We start from the raw sequence: 15,444 nt of genomic DNA on the forward strand, positions 1-15,444 counted from the left end.
TTGCTGGATTGGGTCGCTTATCTTTAGAGGGACGATAACATTTTTATCTTTGTTTGTCGTTTTTAATCCATCACTAAGGGATGAGCATTTATGGCAAAAAAAAGTAGTTTTTGGAGTGATTTCCAAGCCTTCATCATGAGGGGGAATGTGATTGATTTGGCAGTGGCCGTCGTGATCGGCGGGGCCTTTGGTCAAATTGTCAATTCTTTAGTTGCAGATATTATTACGCCGGCGATCTTACAACCCGCCTTAAGTGCAGCTAATTTAGATGCCCTGGGTGAATTGTCTTTTAATGGCATTAAATACGGGCTTTTTTTGGCGGCTGTAATTAACTTTTTGGTGATTGCATTTGCGATTTTCTTGGTTATTCGGGCCATCGAAAAAATGCAACGGCGATTTAACCGAGCGAAAGCCATGGAAGAAATAGACGCGCCGCCCCCAGCCCCCGATCCAGCAGTTGTGGCCCAAGAAAACCTCACGGCGGCCATCGAACGTCTAGCTAATTTAATGGAAAATCGTCAGCAGTAGAGCTGAATTCTCACAATACCTAACGGAAGGATTGCCTCCTTTGGTGGGGGCTTTTTTATGGGTGAGAAGAGGTGCCATCAAAGCCGATGTGATCGGAGCTATAAGCTTTGGGTTCGATGTGAACGATGACCCTCGCTGGGGCGAAGACTTGCTCTAGGTGACGTTCAACTTTTTCGCTAATGGCATGGGCAGTGGCCACATCCTCGGCGGCGGCAATGAGGTGCATTTCAATAAAGACTTGCCGACCGCGCAAACCCCGTGACGCAATGTCATGGCAATTAATCACCCCAGGAATTGTCATCACTTGTTTGTGGATTGCTTCGGGGGCGATCGCCATTTCATCGACTAACCAGGGCAAATTATCGGTGAGCACTTCCCAGGCACTTTTAAATACTAAAGCGGCCACGGGAAATGCCAGCACCACATCTAACCATTGCAGTTGTGGTAGCCCCCAAACCTTCGCTTGCCAGACCCCCAAGAGACCCAGCATCACAAGGATCGTCACCCAAATATCGCTCATGGTGTGTTTGGCATCGGCGAGTAAAATCGCACTGCCTACCCGTTGGCCTGCCCGCCGCTCATAGAATGCCACAAAAATATTGATTCCCAGCACGACAATGAGCCAACTCAGTTCCCCCAGGCTGATGCTGATCTCACTTTGCCCAGCAATTAATTTGGCGATCGCCCCCTGTAAAATTTCAAAACAGGCAATCCCCAGAAACATCCCAATCCCCAAAGCGCCGACTGCTTCAAACTTTTGGTGCCCATAGGGGTGATCCCGGTCGGGTTCCGGTGAAGAGAACTTATTGGCAAATAAGCCCAGCACATTATTGGCGCTATCCGTAAAACTATGGAGAGCGTCCGCCTGGAGACTCAGGGAACCCGTGATCAAACCCACCACAGCCTTTAACGTCATCACGAGCAAGTTTAGCCACAACGTTAACCACAACACCCGCCGTACCTCCCGGCGATTATCTTGGGGCAAGTGGTGCGAGGAATGACTATGCTCTGGCATGGTGCTTATGGGGAGAAGACGGATTGAATCGCAAATCCAGCGTAACCGAAGTTGCTTAATTCACACCCCTCACCGCTGTAAACTTGTTTGAAGCTGAGTCGCCAATTGACTTTCGCTGCGACAAGGTTCTAAACAATTTAACCCTTGACACACCAGGGCAATACTCCCGGCAGGCAATTCCTGGGTGGGTTTAAGCACCACCGTATTTAATAGGGTTTTTCTGAGTTTCAACAATTGCTGCGGCTTCGCTTTTACGACGGTGCCATGTAAGTACCAATCCAAGGCTAAAAGTAATGTGGGGCACTGTTGTGGGGATTTTTCGAGCACAGACCCAAAGGCCTGCAACGCATCCGTGGCGCGGTCGAGGTACTGGGTATTTTCTGTAAGCAAGAAAAGACGCATCAAATTACAGATGGCAACACCATTAGCCGAAGGGGTCGCATTATCTTGATAACTGCGTTCTTGGATCAAGAGTTCGGGACTTTGGCGGTTGTTGAAATACCCCTTCAAATCCGTTGACCAGAACTGCTGATCGAATTCTGTCTGGAGGGCGATCGCCTTTTCGAGCCAATGCGTCTGCTCAGGGTGATTGGTCTGCAAATCCAGTAGGGCTTTAATAAGAAAGGCATAATCTTCCGACTGGGCCATCCCATCAGCTTCCCCATCAAAATTTAGCCGATATAAGCGCCCCCCTTGCCATTGGTGTTCGAGGATAAAATTGACACAGTTGACGGCTAATTCCCAAGCTTTTTCGAGGCCCAAAACCCCATAAATCCGTGCCAATCCCGAAATCATCAAACTATTCCAAGCCACAATTAATTTCGTATCTGTAACCGCCGGAATTCTGCCGGGCCAAGATGTTGCCTTTGCTGTGGTGTTATCGCGGGCGGGGGGAAACTGGTCGAGGGCTTCCCGGGGCGTACCATAGCGCTCTGTAAATAATTGATCAAGAATGCCTTGCAAGCTCTCTGAAATTTCTGTGGACTGCCGTCGTTTTAAAACAATTTTCCCCTCAAAATTACCGTCCGGCGCAATAAAAAATGCCTGTTCCAATTCAGCAAATTGTGCCGCCGTGAGTTGCGTCTGGAGCTCGTCATAATCCCAGACATAGAAAGCGCCTTCTTCTGGTTCTGGGTGCCCGGCATCGAGAAAACTATCGGCATCCTGGGCCGCGTAAAAATAGCCTTGGGGGGCTGTCATTTCCCGGGCGAGCCAAGCGACGGTTCCCTCTAGGGCCGTTTTAAAGGCCGGCTCCGTCACCCCCTCCGCCCACAAATTGGCGAGAAACTCAGTGATTTGCCCGTTGTCATAGAGCATTTTTTCAAAATGGGGCACCGTCCAATGGGGATCGACAGTATAGCGATGGAAGCCGCACCCCACATGGTCATAAATTCCCCCCAGGGCAAGGTCTAAACCCCGTTTGGTACTCACTAACAAACCGTTGTGGCGCGCATTCGAGGTAAAACGACTTCCCTGTAAGGCGATCGCCCCGTAGGGAATCATCGGAAAACTTGGCCCCGCATCACCCCGGCCCACAATGGCAGTACAAGGCTCTAGGCCTTTGAGAAACAGATTTTGATCGAGGGGCGCTTGGCCCTGGGGCAGTTGAGCAGAACGGTCTAAAATTGTGAAAATTTCAGTTTTAATCTCCTGGAGTTTCTCCGGCTCCTCATCAAAAAATCGTCGCAGAGACGTCAGCACATCCAAAAATCCAGGGCGATTATACCGGGGCGAGACGGGGAAATAGGTGCCCCCATAAAACGGCATCAAATCAGTCGGCGTCAGGAAAATATTTAGCGGCCAGCCTCCTTGCCCCGTCATCAGTTGCAACGCTTGCATATAGATGCTGTCGATGTCTGGCCGTTCCTCGCGATCCACTTTGATTGGTAAAAAATTTTCGTTTAAATAGGTGGCAATTTCTGGATCAGAAAACGCCTCCCCTTCCATCACAGTGCACCAATGGCAGGAAGAATAACCAATGGAGAGAAAAATGGGCTTATTTTCTGCCTTTGCCTGGGCCAAAGCCTCATCACACCAATACCACCAGTCGATGGGATTATCCGCGTGTTTGCGGAGATAGAGACTTTTGGTGTCGGCCAAGCGATTCGCCATGGAAAGTGCTGCTCCTGGAAAGAATTTCTAAAGGCATTCTAGCGAATGGATTCTGTGCCAAATTTGCCAGGGTGATCAGTTAGAATCGAACAGCAATCTTTTGCCATCTATCTGCCCTCGGCCCCCTTTGGATTCATGTTAGACAAAAGCCTCGCTAGCCCCAGAGACCAATTCTTCCAAAGCTTCAGAAATTTGGGTGATTATGCCCGGCGTCCCCAGGGAGCAGCCGTCATCGGTTCCATTGCCTTGCATGGGTTGGCGGCAGCGACGATTCCCCTGTGGGCCAGCTTTGACAATGCGCCCCCAGAGTCCCAGGAGCGTTCGGTAGTGAGGGTGGTGGATTTACCCCCGGAGGTGCAAAATCGTCTCCCTTCGACAACAGCATCTTTAGATTTATCAATTTTCGAGGCGAGCCCAGATTTCAATTTAGACTTGTCTGGCTTAAGTGGTCAGGGAATGAATCCCAACGGGACGTACATTACTGGCCTTAATACCCTACCGACCCCCATGGCTCCTAGTCTAGGGCAAGATAGTTTTTCCTTTATTCCCCTCAGTCCGCCCCCAATCTCCAGTAGCTATACCGGGTTTGCACCGCCGCCGCCCCCCCGGAATATGAGCTTTTTACCGCCACCACCGAACGTTCCGAACCAGACCAGTTCCCAGCTTCCTAATGCACCAACAGAGACAGAGCGGGGCGCTTTACCGACCTTGACACCCCCCAGACCCAATGGAAATTCTGGCCAACAGCAACAGTTCACGATTCCCACCAAACCCGACCCGGAATTAGTGGAACGGCAACGGCGACTGGAAGAAGAAGCGGCGATCGCCCTCCAACCCCGCACCAATAACCCCAACAGGGGTGAAGTGTACTTTGATGCCGATTTGCTCAAGCCACGGGAACTGCGCAATAACAATGGCAGTAGCAATAGTAACGGTAATAGTGGCACGAATAATACGAATAACCGCCCTCCCACACCCAGCGCCAACACACCGCCCCCAAACCAAACGGCGGCCCGCAATACAGCCGCAGTCAATCGTAGCCTGACAGGAAACTATCCCAAGGGGGCCTGTAGTAGCCAAGCTAGCGGTACCGCGACTTACAATGTCACCGTGTCCCCAGAAGGTAGTCCTTCCCAATGGAACCTGGTGCAAAGCTCTGGGACAAATGCCTTGGATAACCAAGCGAGTCAAGATATTCGTAACGCCCGTTTTGATGGGAAAAATAGCAACTACCGGGTCAGCGTAAACTATAGATACGAACCCGCTTTTTGTGCGGCGTTTATGCCGAAACCCCAACCTGCCCCCACCAATTCAACAAACTCGACTCCGGCTAATCCGCCAGCCCCAGCGCGTACGACCCCGAAAGCACCGGAGGCTTCAACTGAAACTGAGGCGATCGCCCCCGATGAAACTCCTTAACTTATCCCTGCAATGACCCCAGCTTTTTTCCAAAAACTACAGGCGCACCAGGATCGCCTTAATGCCTGTCTGGCTGATTTTCAGCGGGTTAAAGTGCTCGTCATCGGCGACTTAACCCTCGATGAATTTTTGGTAGGTGCCGTGGAGCGACTATCCCGAGAAGCTCCAGTGTTAATCCTCCGCCATGAGCATACCCAACAAATTCCAGGTGGTGGGGCCAACGCTGCCTACAATCTTGCAAAACTTGGTGCTCAGGTTAAAGTAGCTGGGATTGTCGGCCAGGATTCCCAGGGAGAAGCCCTTTGCCGAATTTTTGCTGCTGCGGGTATCGATACCACTGGCATTATCCATGAAGCCCAGCGTCCAACCGTTACCAAAACCCGAATCTCAGGCCACGCCCGCCAGTCTGTCACCCAGCAAATTGTCCGCATTGACCGTAAATCCGATGCCCTCCCCAGTCACGAAATTCAAAGCCAATTAGTCGCTTATATACGCAGTCAAATTCCCCACGTTGATGCGGTGGTCTGCTCTGACTATGGGGATGGTGTTTTCAACGCAGCTGTTATTGAAGCTGCCCTTGAGCACCCCCATGTGATTGTCGATGCCCAAAGGGATTTACACCGTTTTCGGGGAGCGATGGTTTTTACACCAAACTTACCAGAAGCAGAACAGGCCGTTGGACAACTTATCGAAACCCCCACTGCCCTCAATCAAGCGGCTCAAACGCTTCTAGAGCAAACTCAAGCGAAATTTATGTTAATTACCCGTGGGGAAGATGGCATGAGCCTTTTCCATTCTGTAGATAATCAACTACAGGAAGAATATATTCCAGCCTTCAATCAGACTGACGTTTTCGATGTTACAGGCGCTGGGGACACGGTGGTCGCCGCTTGGGTTCTAGGTTTTTGTGCTGGGGCAACACCTTGGGAAGCAACGGTTTTGGGCAACCTTGGTGCGAGTATTGTTGTGAGAACTTTTGGCACAGCGACGACTTCCGTAACAGAGATGCAGGAAACTTTGCAATTGTTGCTGGATGAAGGTCTGGAAAATTAGTCTTCCAGCAGCTCTTTTGCGCAATTAATTGGAGAAAATGAGCAAACCCAGGCCGGGCAATCAGGTTAAAATATAGGACGCCATTATCTATTTTTATCCTAATACCGCCGAAACATTTCTCCATGAAAAGTGCCTTCCTCGATCGCCTACATAGTCCTGAGCGTCCTGTCCTTGTGTTTGATGGGGCAATGGGCACCAATCTGCAAGTACAGAATTTGACGGCGGCAGATTTTGGGGGGGCCGAATATGAAGGCTGTAATGAATATTTAGTCAAAACCAAGCCGGAAGCCGTGGCCACGGTACATCGTGCTTTCCTAGCGGCTGGGGCCGATGTGATCGAAACGGATACCTTTGGTGGTACATCGGTGGTGCTCGCGGAATATGACCTTGCTGATCAGGCCTATGAGTTGAATAAAGCGGCCGCAGAACTCGCCAAAAGCGTCACGGCAGAATTTTCGACTCCCGAAAAACCCCGTTTTGTCGCCGGATCTATTGGGCCAGGGACAAAATTACCGAGCTTGGGCCACATTGATTACGACACCCTAGAAAATGCCTTTGCGGAACAGGCCGAAGGTCTCTATGATGGCGGCGCAGATCTGATGCTCGTGGAAACCTGCCAGGATGTATTGCAAATTAAAGCGGCCCTCAATGGCATTGAACGCACCTTTACGAAAAAAGGCGATCGCCTGCCGATCATGGTCTCGGTGACGATGGAAACCATGGGCACAATGCTGGTCGGCACTGAGATTGCCGCCGCCGTTGCCATTCTCGAACCCTACAAGATTGACATTTTAGGGTTGAACTGTGCCACTGGTCCCGACCTAATGAAGGAACACGTTAAATATTTGTCGGAGCATTCCCCCTTTATCGTGTCTTGTATCCCAAACGCTGGATTGCCCGAAAACGTTGGCGGCCAGGCCCACTACAAGCTCACCCCCCTCGAAATGAAAATGGCAATGATGCACTTCGTCGAGGATCTCGGTGTCCAGGTGATCGGTGGGTGTTGTGGGACGCGCCCCGAACATATTCAAGCCCTAGCAGAAATTGCGGCTGAACTCACGCCAAAAGAGCGTCACCCTGAATATGAACCCGCTGCGGCCTCGATCTATAGTCCCCAACCCTATATCCAAGACAACTCCTTTTTAATTGTCGGCGAACGCTTAAACGCCAGTGGCTCGAAAAAATGCCGCACGTTATTAAACGAAGAGGATTGGGATAGCCTGGTGTCCCTCGCCAAATCCCAGGTAAAAGAAGGTGCCCATGTCCTCGATGTGAACGTCGATTATGTCGGGCGGGACGGGGTGCGCGATATGCATGAATTGGCTTCCCGCTTGGTGAATAACGTCACCCTGCCCTTGATGCTTGACTCCACCGAATGGGAAAAAATGGAGGCTGGTTTAAAGGTGGCTGGCGGGAAATGTATCCTTAATTCCACCAACTACGAAGACGGCGAAGAACGCTTTTATCAGGTGCTTTCCTTGGCGAAAAAATACGGGGCCGGGGTGGTGATCGGCACCATCGACGAAGAAGGAATGGCCCGCACCGCCGAGAAAAAATTTGAGATTGCCAAACGTGCCTATGATGCGGCGATCGCCTATGGCCTTCCCGCCCATGAAGTGTTCTTTGATCCCTTGGCTTTACCGATTTCCACGGGGATTGAGGAAGACAGAAACAACGGACAGGCGACCCTCGACGCGATTGAAAGAATCCACAAGGAATTGCCAGGATGTCATATCATCCTTGGGGTTTCTAATATTTCCTTCGGCCTAAATCCGGCAGCGCGCCAGGTGTTGAACTCTGTCTTTTTGCATGATGCGATGCAGTTGGGAATGGATTCGGCGATTGTGAGTGCCAGTAAGATTTTACCGATGGCGAAAATTGATCCAGAGCATATCAAAATTTGTCGCGATCTGATTGGCGATCGCCGCGAATTTGAGGGGGAAGTTTGCACCTACGATCCGCTAACGAAACTCACTGAATTATTTGCTGGTAAAAAAGCGAAAAAATCCGAAGCCATTGATAAAAATCTGCCTGTTAATGAACGCTTAAAACAGCACATTATTGATGGTGAAAGACTCGGTTTAGAAGAGGCTTTAACTGAAGCTCTGGAGCAATATCCCCCCCTTGATATTATTAATATTTTCCTGCTCGACGGCATGAAAGTTGTGGGTGAACTGTTCGGCTCTGGCCAAATGCAATTACCCTTTGTTTTGCAGTCAGCCCAAACCATGAAAGCTGCCGTGGCTTTCCTCGAACCCTACATGGATAAAGAAGAAGGTGATGATAGCGGCAAAGGCACATTTATCATTGCCACCGTGAAGGGCGATGTCCACGATATCGGTAAGAATTTAGTTGATATTATTCTGTCTAACAATGGCTATAAAGTGATTAATTTGGGTATTAAACAGCCCGTTGAAAACATTATCCAAGCCTACGAAGAAAATGGTGCAGATTGTATTGCCATGAGTGGGTTATTGGTAAAGTCCACTGCCTTTATGAAAGACAATTTAGAAGCCTTTAACGAAAAAGGCATTACCGTTCCCGTGATTCTAGGGGGAGCTGCTTTAACGCCCAAATTTGTTTATCAAGACTGTCAAAATACCTACAAAGGACAAGTGATTTACGGGAAAGATGCCTTTGCTGATCTCCATTTCATGGATAAACTCATGCCCGCTAAGGCCGAGCAGCAATGGGACGATTTTGATGGTTTCCTAGGGGACTATGCCGAGGCGAACCAGCGCACCTATAGCGGCGATGGTGAAGAAATTGCCGTCGAAGAAACCAAATCCCAAGAACCAGAAGTTGTCGATACCCGTCGTTCTGAATTTGTCGAGGATAATATCGCCCGTCCCCGGCCTCCCTTCTGGGGGACAAAAATTCTCCGGGCGGAAGACCTTGATCTAGAAGAAATTTTTTGGCATCTCGATCTTCAGGCGTTGTTTGTCGGTCAGTGGCAATTCCGCAAAACCAAAGAACAATCTAAAGAGGAATACGACCAGTTTATTCAAGACACCGTTCATCCGCTTTTAGAACAATGGAAACAAAAGGCGATCGCCGAAAAAATCCTTGATCCGACAGTGATTTATGGTTATTTCCCCTGCCAATCGGAAGGCAACACCTTGATCATTTATGATCCCGACGAATATGTCAGCGAACAGACCCTTAGCGAAGTGGCTCGCTTTGAATTTCCCCGGCAAAAATCCGGCAAACGCCTGTGCATTGCCGATTTCTTTGCGTCTACCGAATCGGGAGTTTTAGATGTATTTCCCATGCAGGCGGTGACCGTGGGGGAAGTCGCGACGGAATACGCCCGAAAACTCTTTGCCGCTGACGAGTACACTGATTATCTCTACTACCACGGTATCGCTGTCCAAACGGCAGAGGCCCTTGCAGAATGGTGTCACGCTCGGATTCGACGGGAATTGGGCTTTGGGGATGCTGAACCCGACAATATTAAAGATATGTTGAAACAGCGCTACCAAGGCTCTCGCTATAGTTTTGGTTATCCGGCTTGTCCGAATATCTTGGATCAATACACCCAGTTAGACCTCCTGAAAACCGACCGCATTGGCATGTACATGGACGAAAGTGAGCAAATCTATCCCGAACAATCCACCTCGGCGATCATCACTTACCACCCTGTCGCGAAATACTTCAATGTTTGATCAAGCAAAGCCAATTATTTTCTTTGATGGGGAATGCAATCTTTGCAATGGTTTTGTGGATTTGATGCTCAAAATCGACCCAGACCAAAAGTTTTATCTCGCTCCCCTCCAAGGAAAAACGGCCCAGCAATATTTACCACCCCTCCCCGAAAATCCAGAAGACTGGGCGATCGCCTATTTTGATGGGGTGAATACCTACTATGCCTCCGATGCTTGTTTAGCCATTTGTCAAAGGCTGGGCGGCCCCTGGCAACTGTTCACTTTGGCCCGACCTTTACCGCAAAACTTCCGGGATTGGCTCTATCGGCTGGTGGCGACTAACCGTTACCGCTGGTTTGGCCAACGCACCTGTCGCACCATGGATTTGACGAAACCGTCCCCATTTCTGCCCTGAACCCCTCAAACTCGGTAAGATAAAGGGCGCACTTGTTTTCAGTTCCTCTACCTCAGACTCGATCAACGACCATGCGCATTAAGGAAATCCTCAACACCGCCGCCATCAACAGCACCATCACCGCCGAAGGATGGGTCAAAACCAAACGGGAATTAAAAGGATTTTCTTTTATCGAAATTAGCGACGGCTCTACGATGAATGGCCTCCAGGTGATTATCGATGGCAATCTGGCCGACTACGAAGCCATCATCAAAAAGCTCAATACAGGGGCTGCAGTTACAGCGACGGGGTTAGTGGTGGAATCCCCAGGTAAAGGGCAACGCATCGAACTCCAGGCCAAAGCGGTGACTGTCCACGGGGAAGCAGATCCGGAAACCTATCCCCTCCAGAAAAAACGCCATAGCTTTGAATTTTTGCGCACCATCGGCCACCTGCGCGGCAAGACCAACACCATGGGGGCAGTGATGCGGGTGCGGAATGCCTGTGCCACCGCAATTCACCAATTTTTCCAGGAACGGGGCTTTATCTGGGCTCACACGCCGATTATTACCGCCAGTGATTGCGAGGGGGCCGGGGAAATGTTTGCGGTCACCAATTTTGATCTGGCTAATCCGAAGCGGACAAAAGAAGGAGCCGTTGACTATGCCGAAGACTTTTTTGGGCGACCGGCTTATCTCACCGTCAGCGGTCAGTTGGAAGCAGAAGTGATGGCGATGGCTTTCAAAGATGTGTATACGTTTGGGCCGACCTTCCGGGCAGAAAACTCCAACACTTCCAGGCACCTGGCAGAGTTTTGGATGGTGGAACCGGAGATGGCCTTTTGCGATATTGTCGGCGACCAGGATTTGGCCGAGGAATTTTTGCGCTACATCTTCAAGTATGTGCTGGAAGCTTGCCTTGAAGACATGGAATTTTTCAACAAGCGCATTGATAATTCTGTCCTCGCCACGGCTCAAAATATTATCGAGAATGAGTTCGCCCGCATTACCTACACCGAGGCGATCGCCCTTTTAGAAAAAAGCAATAAAACCTTTGAATTTCCAGTGGAATGGGGGATCGATCTCCAGTCAGAACATGAGCGTTATCTCGCCGAAGACCTATTTAAAAAGCCCTTGATCGTGAGCAACTATCCAAAAGATATTAAGGCTTTTTATATGCGCCTCAATGATGACCAGAAAACCGTGGCGGCCATGGATGTGCTCGCGCCAAAAATTGGCGAAATTATTGGTGGCTCCCAACGGGAAGAACGGCTCGATGTGCTGGAACGACGCATTCAGGAGATGAACATCGAAGCAGCAGATCTGTGGTGGTATCTCGATCTACGGCGGTTTGGCACCGTCCCCCATGCGGGCTTTGGTCTTGGTTTTGAAAGACTGGTGCAGTTTATGACCGGGATGGGCAATATCCGCGATGTGATTCCTTTCCCCCGCACCCCTCTAAATGCTGAGTTTTAAGGTTTGTTCTTTAGTTTTGCGATTCACAAATGAATTCAATCAAGACATGTTTATCTTGTTGAAATTTCTGACATTGCTAAAGTGCAGAATAGCAGGCGATCGCCGCAATAAATAAGGTTGGAAATTTGATTAGCTAAAGGTGTGATCGGATTAAAGATAAACTTAAACCTTTAGCTATATTCCAGTTGTCAGGAACTATGTTTATTGGGTCTTTAAGGCTTCTGTGATTCGCACCAAATCATGTACCAATTCTGCTAATCGGGTTTCGATTGTTTCATCTATAATTTTTCCTTCCGCAAAAGCTTCCCGCGTCGCGTAAACAAAACGTGGCACGATTAAACAGCGGAAATCTAACATCAAATTGTTCGCAAAGGACATCACAGACATATAACTAGATTTTCCCCCCGCAGCACAGAGAAAACCCACCGTTTTTTCTTGCCAAGACTGACCAGTGAGTTCCAAGAAGTTTTTGAGAGCAGCATTCACATCGTAATTGTAAATAGGAGTAGCGACGATGATGCCCTCCGCTTCGGCCACCATTTCATTCAATGGAGGTAGGCTCGGGTGATCGTAGGTGCTTCTCCCGGCGCAAAAAGGTAAGTCAAGCTTTCTAAGATCCAGCCATTGGGCAGATTTTCCTTGATTTTGCAACAGTAACTGTGTCTGCCCTGCGAGAATTTGACTGCGGCTTTCAGGATTAAGACTCGCACCAATAATTAAATAACTCATTTATGATCTTGCTGATTTTTATGACATAGATGACAACGTTTCTAATATAGCTTCTAAAACTCTATGATTGGGGGCAGCGCGTGCGGCGATGATTCATTAAGAGGCTCATCAGGTCAGGAATTTAGACATTTTCATTGCGTCAGCAACATAGAAATTTATGCGATAATTTGCAAAATATTTTTAGCTGGCAGTTTGTTTTTAAACCAAATAATTGGGTTCGGTAAATCGTCGAATTTTACGCCCGCTTTTTGAAGGTTGAGACGGTCTGAAATGGCAATGATTAGATTGGGTTGTTCAGCGCGACGAATCTGAGCGAATTTTTTCTGAAGATATTCCGGTCGCCAATAACCGACAATTTCTAAAAGATATTCCTGGCCATCGGGATGCACCAAACGAAAATCGGGAATCATTACACTCCCCGGCAACGGAATCAAATCAACTTCCCGTTCAAGTTGCCATTCGGTTTTCAGTTTTTGCCAGCCTTTCACAAAAGATGCTTCGAGCATGCTGTCATAGGGTTTACCGGGGGGATAGTGGCTCACGAGATTACAACTGTCATCGAGGCTAAATTGTCCCTGGCGCATGGTGTTGCTATAGGTGTCTTTGTATTGCAGGTGGGCCTCTAGTTGCCATTTGCTCACATGGAGCAGGGCCGGAAGCATTTTGGCGATCGCCAAGCCATAGCGGGTACTCGCCTTAAATAAACTAGTGGGGCCATCAATGGTGATCGTAAAGCCCGTGTCCGCATCTCCTTCGATGTAGGTCATCAGTTGAAATAGCTTCAGATACCGAAACAGCAGCTTATATTCCCCTGGGTCATTGCGGTGGGCATGAATAATCATGTGGCTCGCTTTGTAGAAAATGCCCTGGACTTGGGAGAGGTTGTAGCGGTCAATGAGGGCTTTTGGGCTGGGGGCCGTAAACTCCGTAAGAATGTGATTTTCGGGTAAATCGGCATAGAGACCCGTGGCGACGGCTTCGGGGGTGACGGATTGATCCGGGGTTTGGCTAAGTTCGGTGGCGATCGCCTCCAGGATTTTGCATTGTTGTTCGGGAATTGGCATCGTTGCAGCGGCCTGGGCAAACACCTTTTCCCGTAACATCTGGGGTTCGAGGGGACTGATAATTTCAAAGGTGCTGAAATGATTTTTCAACAGGTGGGCTAAACCCCGCTGCACTTTAAAATCGGTGCTATCTCCTTCGATTTCCTGGAGTTCCGCCTGGAGGACTTTTTTCGCTTCCCCCTGACACCGTTGAAAACAGTCAATTAAGGTTTCGGCTAAGGCGATCGCCTGCTTGTTGGGAGCTAAATATTTCGGGATGAGGCTCTCCCCCTGGCGACGGTGCATGAGTAAATCCGTGGGCAGCATAAAAATCGTAAAATTTGTAACAAAACGTCGGCGCGAATAATCCGTCCCAATGGCCCGTTCAACCGGGCAAAATCGCCCAAAGCAGGTCAAATCCAGACTTCAGATTACCTTAACAAATCCGTTATCTTAGATATAGAAAAATTATTAATCTGCCAAAAAACGCAAGATTACCGCCTGGGATGGAAGACTTACTCACCGTAGCCCGCACAACCTATCGCCCCCTAGAATGCCGTCCCGACAGTTACAGAGGTTGGTATCAGCAAGGACAACTCCGCTGGCTCGAAGGCAATGTCGATGAAGCGTTGCTCTGCTATCATCGCGCCTTGGAATATTATCCCAACGACTATTGGGCCCGGTATCACCTGGCGATGGCCCACGAAAAATTAGGCCATGTGGATGAGGCGATCGCCGCCTACCAACGGGCCTGTGCCATTGGCCCAGAAAACTATTGGTCTTGGTATGACCAGGGTTGCCTCTACATGGAAGTCCTCCAGGTTTACACCCAGGCGATCGCCTGTTTTGAAAAAGCCCTCGCCGCCCAACCCAACGACTATTGGGCGATTTATCGTCAAGGGGAATGTTGGCGACTCCTGGGCCGTCAAGATCGTGCTGTGGCTGCCTATGACCGTGCCCTCGAATTTCGCCCTGGAGATTATTGGTGTTGGTATCGTCGAGGCGATGCCCTCCAAGCCTGGGGAAAACCAGAAGCGGCCCTGGCCAGCTACGACCAAGCCCTCAACGCGAAACCCAATGATTTTTGGGCCTGGTACCAACGGGGAAACACCCTCGCAAGTTTGGGGAATTACCCAGCGGCGATCGCCGCCTTTGCCCAAGCCCTAATTGATGCCCCCGACGATGCAGAAACTTGGTATGCCCAAGCCCGTTGTTTGGCCCAGATCGGTGATGACCAAGGGGCTTTTCGGAGTTTAGAAAAGGCGATCGCCCTCGACCCGCTGACCTATTTCCCCCAAGCAGAAACGGCTCCCTGTTTTACACCGCTACGCTCCTTAGCTTCTTGGGAAAATCTCCAACAGTTAGCTCAGCCCACCCAAGCCTAGACCATGGTTTTACTGGCGGGCGTTGATGAAGTGGGCCGGGGCTGTTTGTTTGGGCCGGTGGTGGCCGCGGTGGTGGTGGTTAATACAATCCAAGAACAAGCCCTGGGGGAGCTGGGCGTTACTGATAGTAAAAAGCTGTCGGCCAAACGGCGAGAAACCCTCGTACCCCAAATTCAGGCTCTGGTAACGGACTGGGCGATCGCCTCGGCGTCGGTGGCCGAAATTGACCAGCTTAATATTTTGCAGGCGACGTTTCTCGCGATGACCCGTGCTGTTGAAAAATTACAGATTAAACCCACGGAAATTTTTGTTGATGGCCGCCAAACTATTCCCCGACTGCCTTACCCCCAACAGGCGATTATTCAAGGGGACAGTAAGATAAAGGCGATCGCCGCCGCCAGTATCCTCGCTAAAGTGCAACGGGATCAAGACATTATTCAATTGGCAGAGCATTATCCTGAATATGATTTAGCCAATAACAAAGGCTATGGCACCCAAAAACATCGCCAAGCCATTTGGCAATACGGACTAACGCCCCACCACCGCCAAAGTTTTAAAATTCAGCCGCCGTCCCAACAGCTCGAACTCTTGCCGGAGCAGGAATAAAGCCGATACAGTGGGAGGCTAAACCCCACCCCGTTTGATCT

The 15,444-nt window shown here is 49.7% G+C and carries 12 protein-coding genes; 8 read left to right on the forward strand and 4 right to left on the reverse strand.

Going from position 1 to position 15,444, the window contains the following annotated elements; genetic code table 11:
• The first annotated feature begins 90 nt into the window (after nt 1–90).
• Nucleotides 91–528, forward strand: a complete 438-nt coding sequence (gene mscL / locus AACT35_RS02115) for a large conductance mechanosensitive channel protein MscL (protein ID WP_012308058.1) — start codon at nt 91–93, stop codon at nt 526–528.
• Between the two features lie 55 nt (nt 529–583).
• On the opposite strand, the gene AACT35_RS02120 is transcribed toward mscL, so the two are convergent.
• Together AACT35_RS02120 and AACT35_RS02125 are read right to left on the reverse strand one after the other, a co-directional pair.
• Nucleotides 584–1,543, reverse strand: coding sequence for a cation diffusion facilitator family transporter (locus AACT35_RS02120; protein ID WP_099238640.1), 960 nt, complete (start codon nt 1,541–1,543; stop codon nt 584–586).
• 69 nt (nt 1,544–1,612) lie between these two features.
• Nucleotides 1,613–3,655 (reverse strand): thioredoxin domain-containing protein, encoded by a 2,043-nt coding sequence (locus tag AACT35_RS02125; RefSeq protein WP_099238642.1) that lies wholly within the window; start codon nt 3,653–3,655, stop codon nt 1,613–1,615.
• Between the two features lie 135 nt (nt 3,656–3,790).
• On the opposite strand from AACT35_RS02125, the gene AACT35_RS02130 reads away from it, so the two are divergent.
• The 5 genes from AACT35_RS02130 to asnS all read left to right on the forward strand — a co-directional run bounded on the left by AACT35_RS02130 (nt 3,791) and on the right by asnS (nt 11,640).
• Complete coding sequence (locus AACT35_RS02130; RefSeq protein ID WP_099238644.1) at nt 3,791–5,074, forward strand: TonB family protein; 1,284 nt, start codon at nt 3,791–3,793, stop codon at nt 5,072–5,074.
• A gap of 12 nt (nt 5,075–5,086) precedes the next feature.
• Complete coding sequence (locus AACT35_RS02135; RefSeq protein ID WP_099238646.1) at nt 5,087–6,127, forward strand: bifunctional heptose 7-phosphate kinase/heptose 1-phosphate adenyltransferase; 1,041 nt, start codon at nt 5,087–5,089, stop codon at nt 6,125–6,127.
• 122 nt (nt 6,128–6,249) lie between these two features.
• Nucleotides 6,250–9,792 carry a methionine synthase gene (gene metH / locus AACT35_RS02140; RefSeq protein ID WP_099238648.1) on the forward strand — a complete coding sequence of 1,181 codons (3,543 nt, stop codon included), beginning with the start codon at nt 6,250–6,252 and terminating at the stop codon, nt 9,790–9,792.
• Nucleotides 9,785–10,186 (forward strand): thiol-disulfide oxidoreductase DCC family protein, encoded by a 402-nt coding sequence (locus AACT35_RS02145; RefSeq protein WP_012308063.1) that lies wholly within the window; start codon nt 9,785–9,787, stop codon nt 10,184–10,186. Before metH ends, AACT35_RS02145 begins: the two co-directional genes overlap by 8 nt.
• 71 nt (nt 10,187–10,257) lie before the next feature.
• The gene (gene asnS / locus AACT35_RS02150) at nt 10,258–11,640 is read left to right on the forward strand and encodes an asparagine--tRNA ligase (protein ID WP_099238650.1); all 1,383 of its coding nucleotides are present in this window, start codon (nt 10,258–10,260) and stop codon (nt 11,638–11,640) included.
• 201 nt (nt 11,641–11,841) lie between these two features.
• On the opposite strand, the gene AACT35_RS02155 is transcribed toward asnS, so the two are convergent.
• The gene (locus tag AACT35_RS02155; RefSeq protein ID WP_099238652.1) at nt 11,842–12,369 is read right to left on the reverse strand and encodes an NADPH-dependent FMN reductase; all 528 of its coding nucleotides are present in this window, start codon (nt 12,367–12,369) and stop codon (nt 11,842–11,844) included.
• A 155-nt stretch (nt 12,370–12,524) separates the two neighbouring features.
• On the reverse strand, nt 12,525–13,739 hold the full coding sequence (locus AACT35_RS02160) for a DUF790 family protein (RefSeq protein WP_099238706.1): 1,215 nt from the start codon (nt 13,737–13,739) through the stop codon (nt 12,525–12,527).
• Between the two features lie 179 nt (nt 13,740–13,918).
• On the opposite strand from AACT35_RS02160, the gene AACT35_RS02165 reads away from it, so the two are divergent.
• Both AACT35_RS02165 and AACT35_RS02170 read left to right on the forward strand, forming a co-directional pair.
• Nucleotides 13,919–14,797 (forward strand): tetratricopeptide repeat protein, encoded by an 879-nt coding sequence (locus tag AACT35_RS02165; protein ID WP_099238654.1) that lies wholly within the window; start codon nt 13,919–13,921, stop codon nt 14,795–14,797.
• A gap of 3 nt (nt 14,798–14,800) precedes the next feature.
• Nucleotides 14,801–15,403, forward strand: a complete 603-nt coding sequence (locus AACT35_RS02170; RefSeq protein ID WP_099238656.1) for a ribonuclease HII — start codon at nt 14,801–14,803, stop codon at nt 15,401–15,403.
• The last annotated feature ends 41 nt before the right edge of the window (nt 15,404–15,444 follow it).

The organism is Synechococcus sp. BDU 130192 (assembly GCF_963876085.1).
Classification (GTDB): domain Bacteria; phylum Cyanobacteriota; class Cyanobacteriia; order Cyanobacteriales; family MRBY01; genus MRBY01.

What these genes read in the sequence shown, in the direction of transcription:
- mscL (WP_012308058.1), top strand. Translation starts at nt 91, where the DNA reads ATGGCAAAAAAAAGTAGTTTTTGGAGTGATTTCCAAGCCTTCATCATG.
- AACT35_RS02120 (WP_099238640.1), bottom strand. Translation starts at nt 1,543, where the DNA reads ATGCCAGAGCATAGTCATTCCTCGCACCACTTGCCCCAAGATAATCGC.
- AACT35_RS02125 (WP_099238642.1), bottom strand. Translation starts at nt 3,655, where the DNA reads ATGGCGAATCGCTTGGCCGACACCAAAAGTCTCTATCTCCGCAAACAC.
- AACT35_RS02130 (WP_099238644.1), top strand. Translation starts at nt 3,791, where the DNA reads ATGTTAGACAAAAGCCTCGCTAGCCCCAGAGACCAATTCTTCCAAAGC.
- AACT35_RS02135 (WP_099238646.1), top strand. Translation starts at nt 5,087, where the DNA reads ATGACCCCAGCTTTTTTCCAAAAACTACAGGCGCACCAGGATCGCCTT.
- metH (WP_099238648.1), top strand. Translation starts at nt 6,250, where the DNA reads ATGAAAAGTGCCTTCCTCGATCGCCTACATAGTCCTGAGCGTCCTGTC.
- AACT35_RS02145 (WP_012308063.1), top strand. Translation starts at nt 9,785, where the DNA reads ATGTTTGATCAAGCAAAGCCAATTATTTTCTTTGATGGGGAATGCAAT.
- asnS (WP_099238650.1), top strand. Translation starts at nt 10,258, where the DNA reads ATGCGCATTAAGGAAATCCTCAACACCGCCGCCATCAACAGCACCATC.
- AACT35_RS02155 (WP_099238652.1), bottom strand. Translation starts at nt 12,369, where the DNA reads ATGAGTTATTTAATTATTGGTGCGAGTCTTAATCCTGAAAGCCGCAGT.
- AACT35_RS02160 (WP_099238706.1), bottom strand. Translation starts at nt 13,739, where the DNA reads ATGCTGCCCACGGATTTACTCATGCACCGTCGCCAGGGGGAGAGCCTC.
- AACT35_RS02165 (WP_099238654.1), top strand. Translation starts at nt 13,919, where the DNA reads ATGGAAGACTTACTCACCGTAGCCCGCACAACCTATCGCCCCCTAGAA.
- AACT35_RS02170 (WP_099238656.1), top strand. Translation starts at nt 14,801, where the DNA reads ATGGTTTTACTGGCGGGCGTTGATGAAGTGGGCCGGGGCTGTTTGTTT.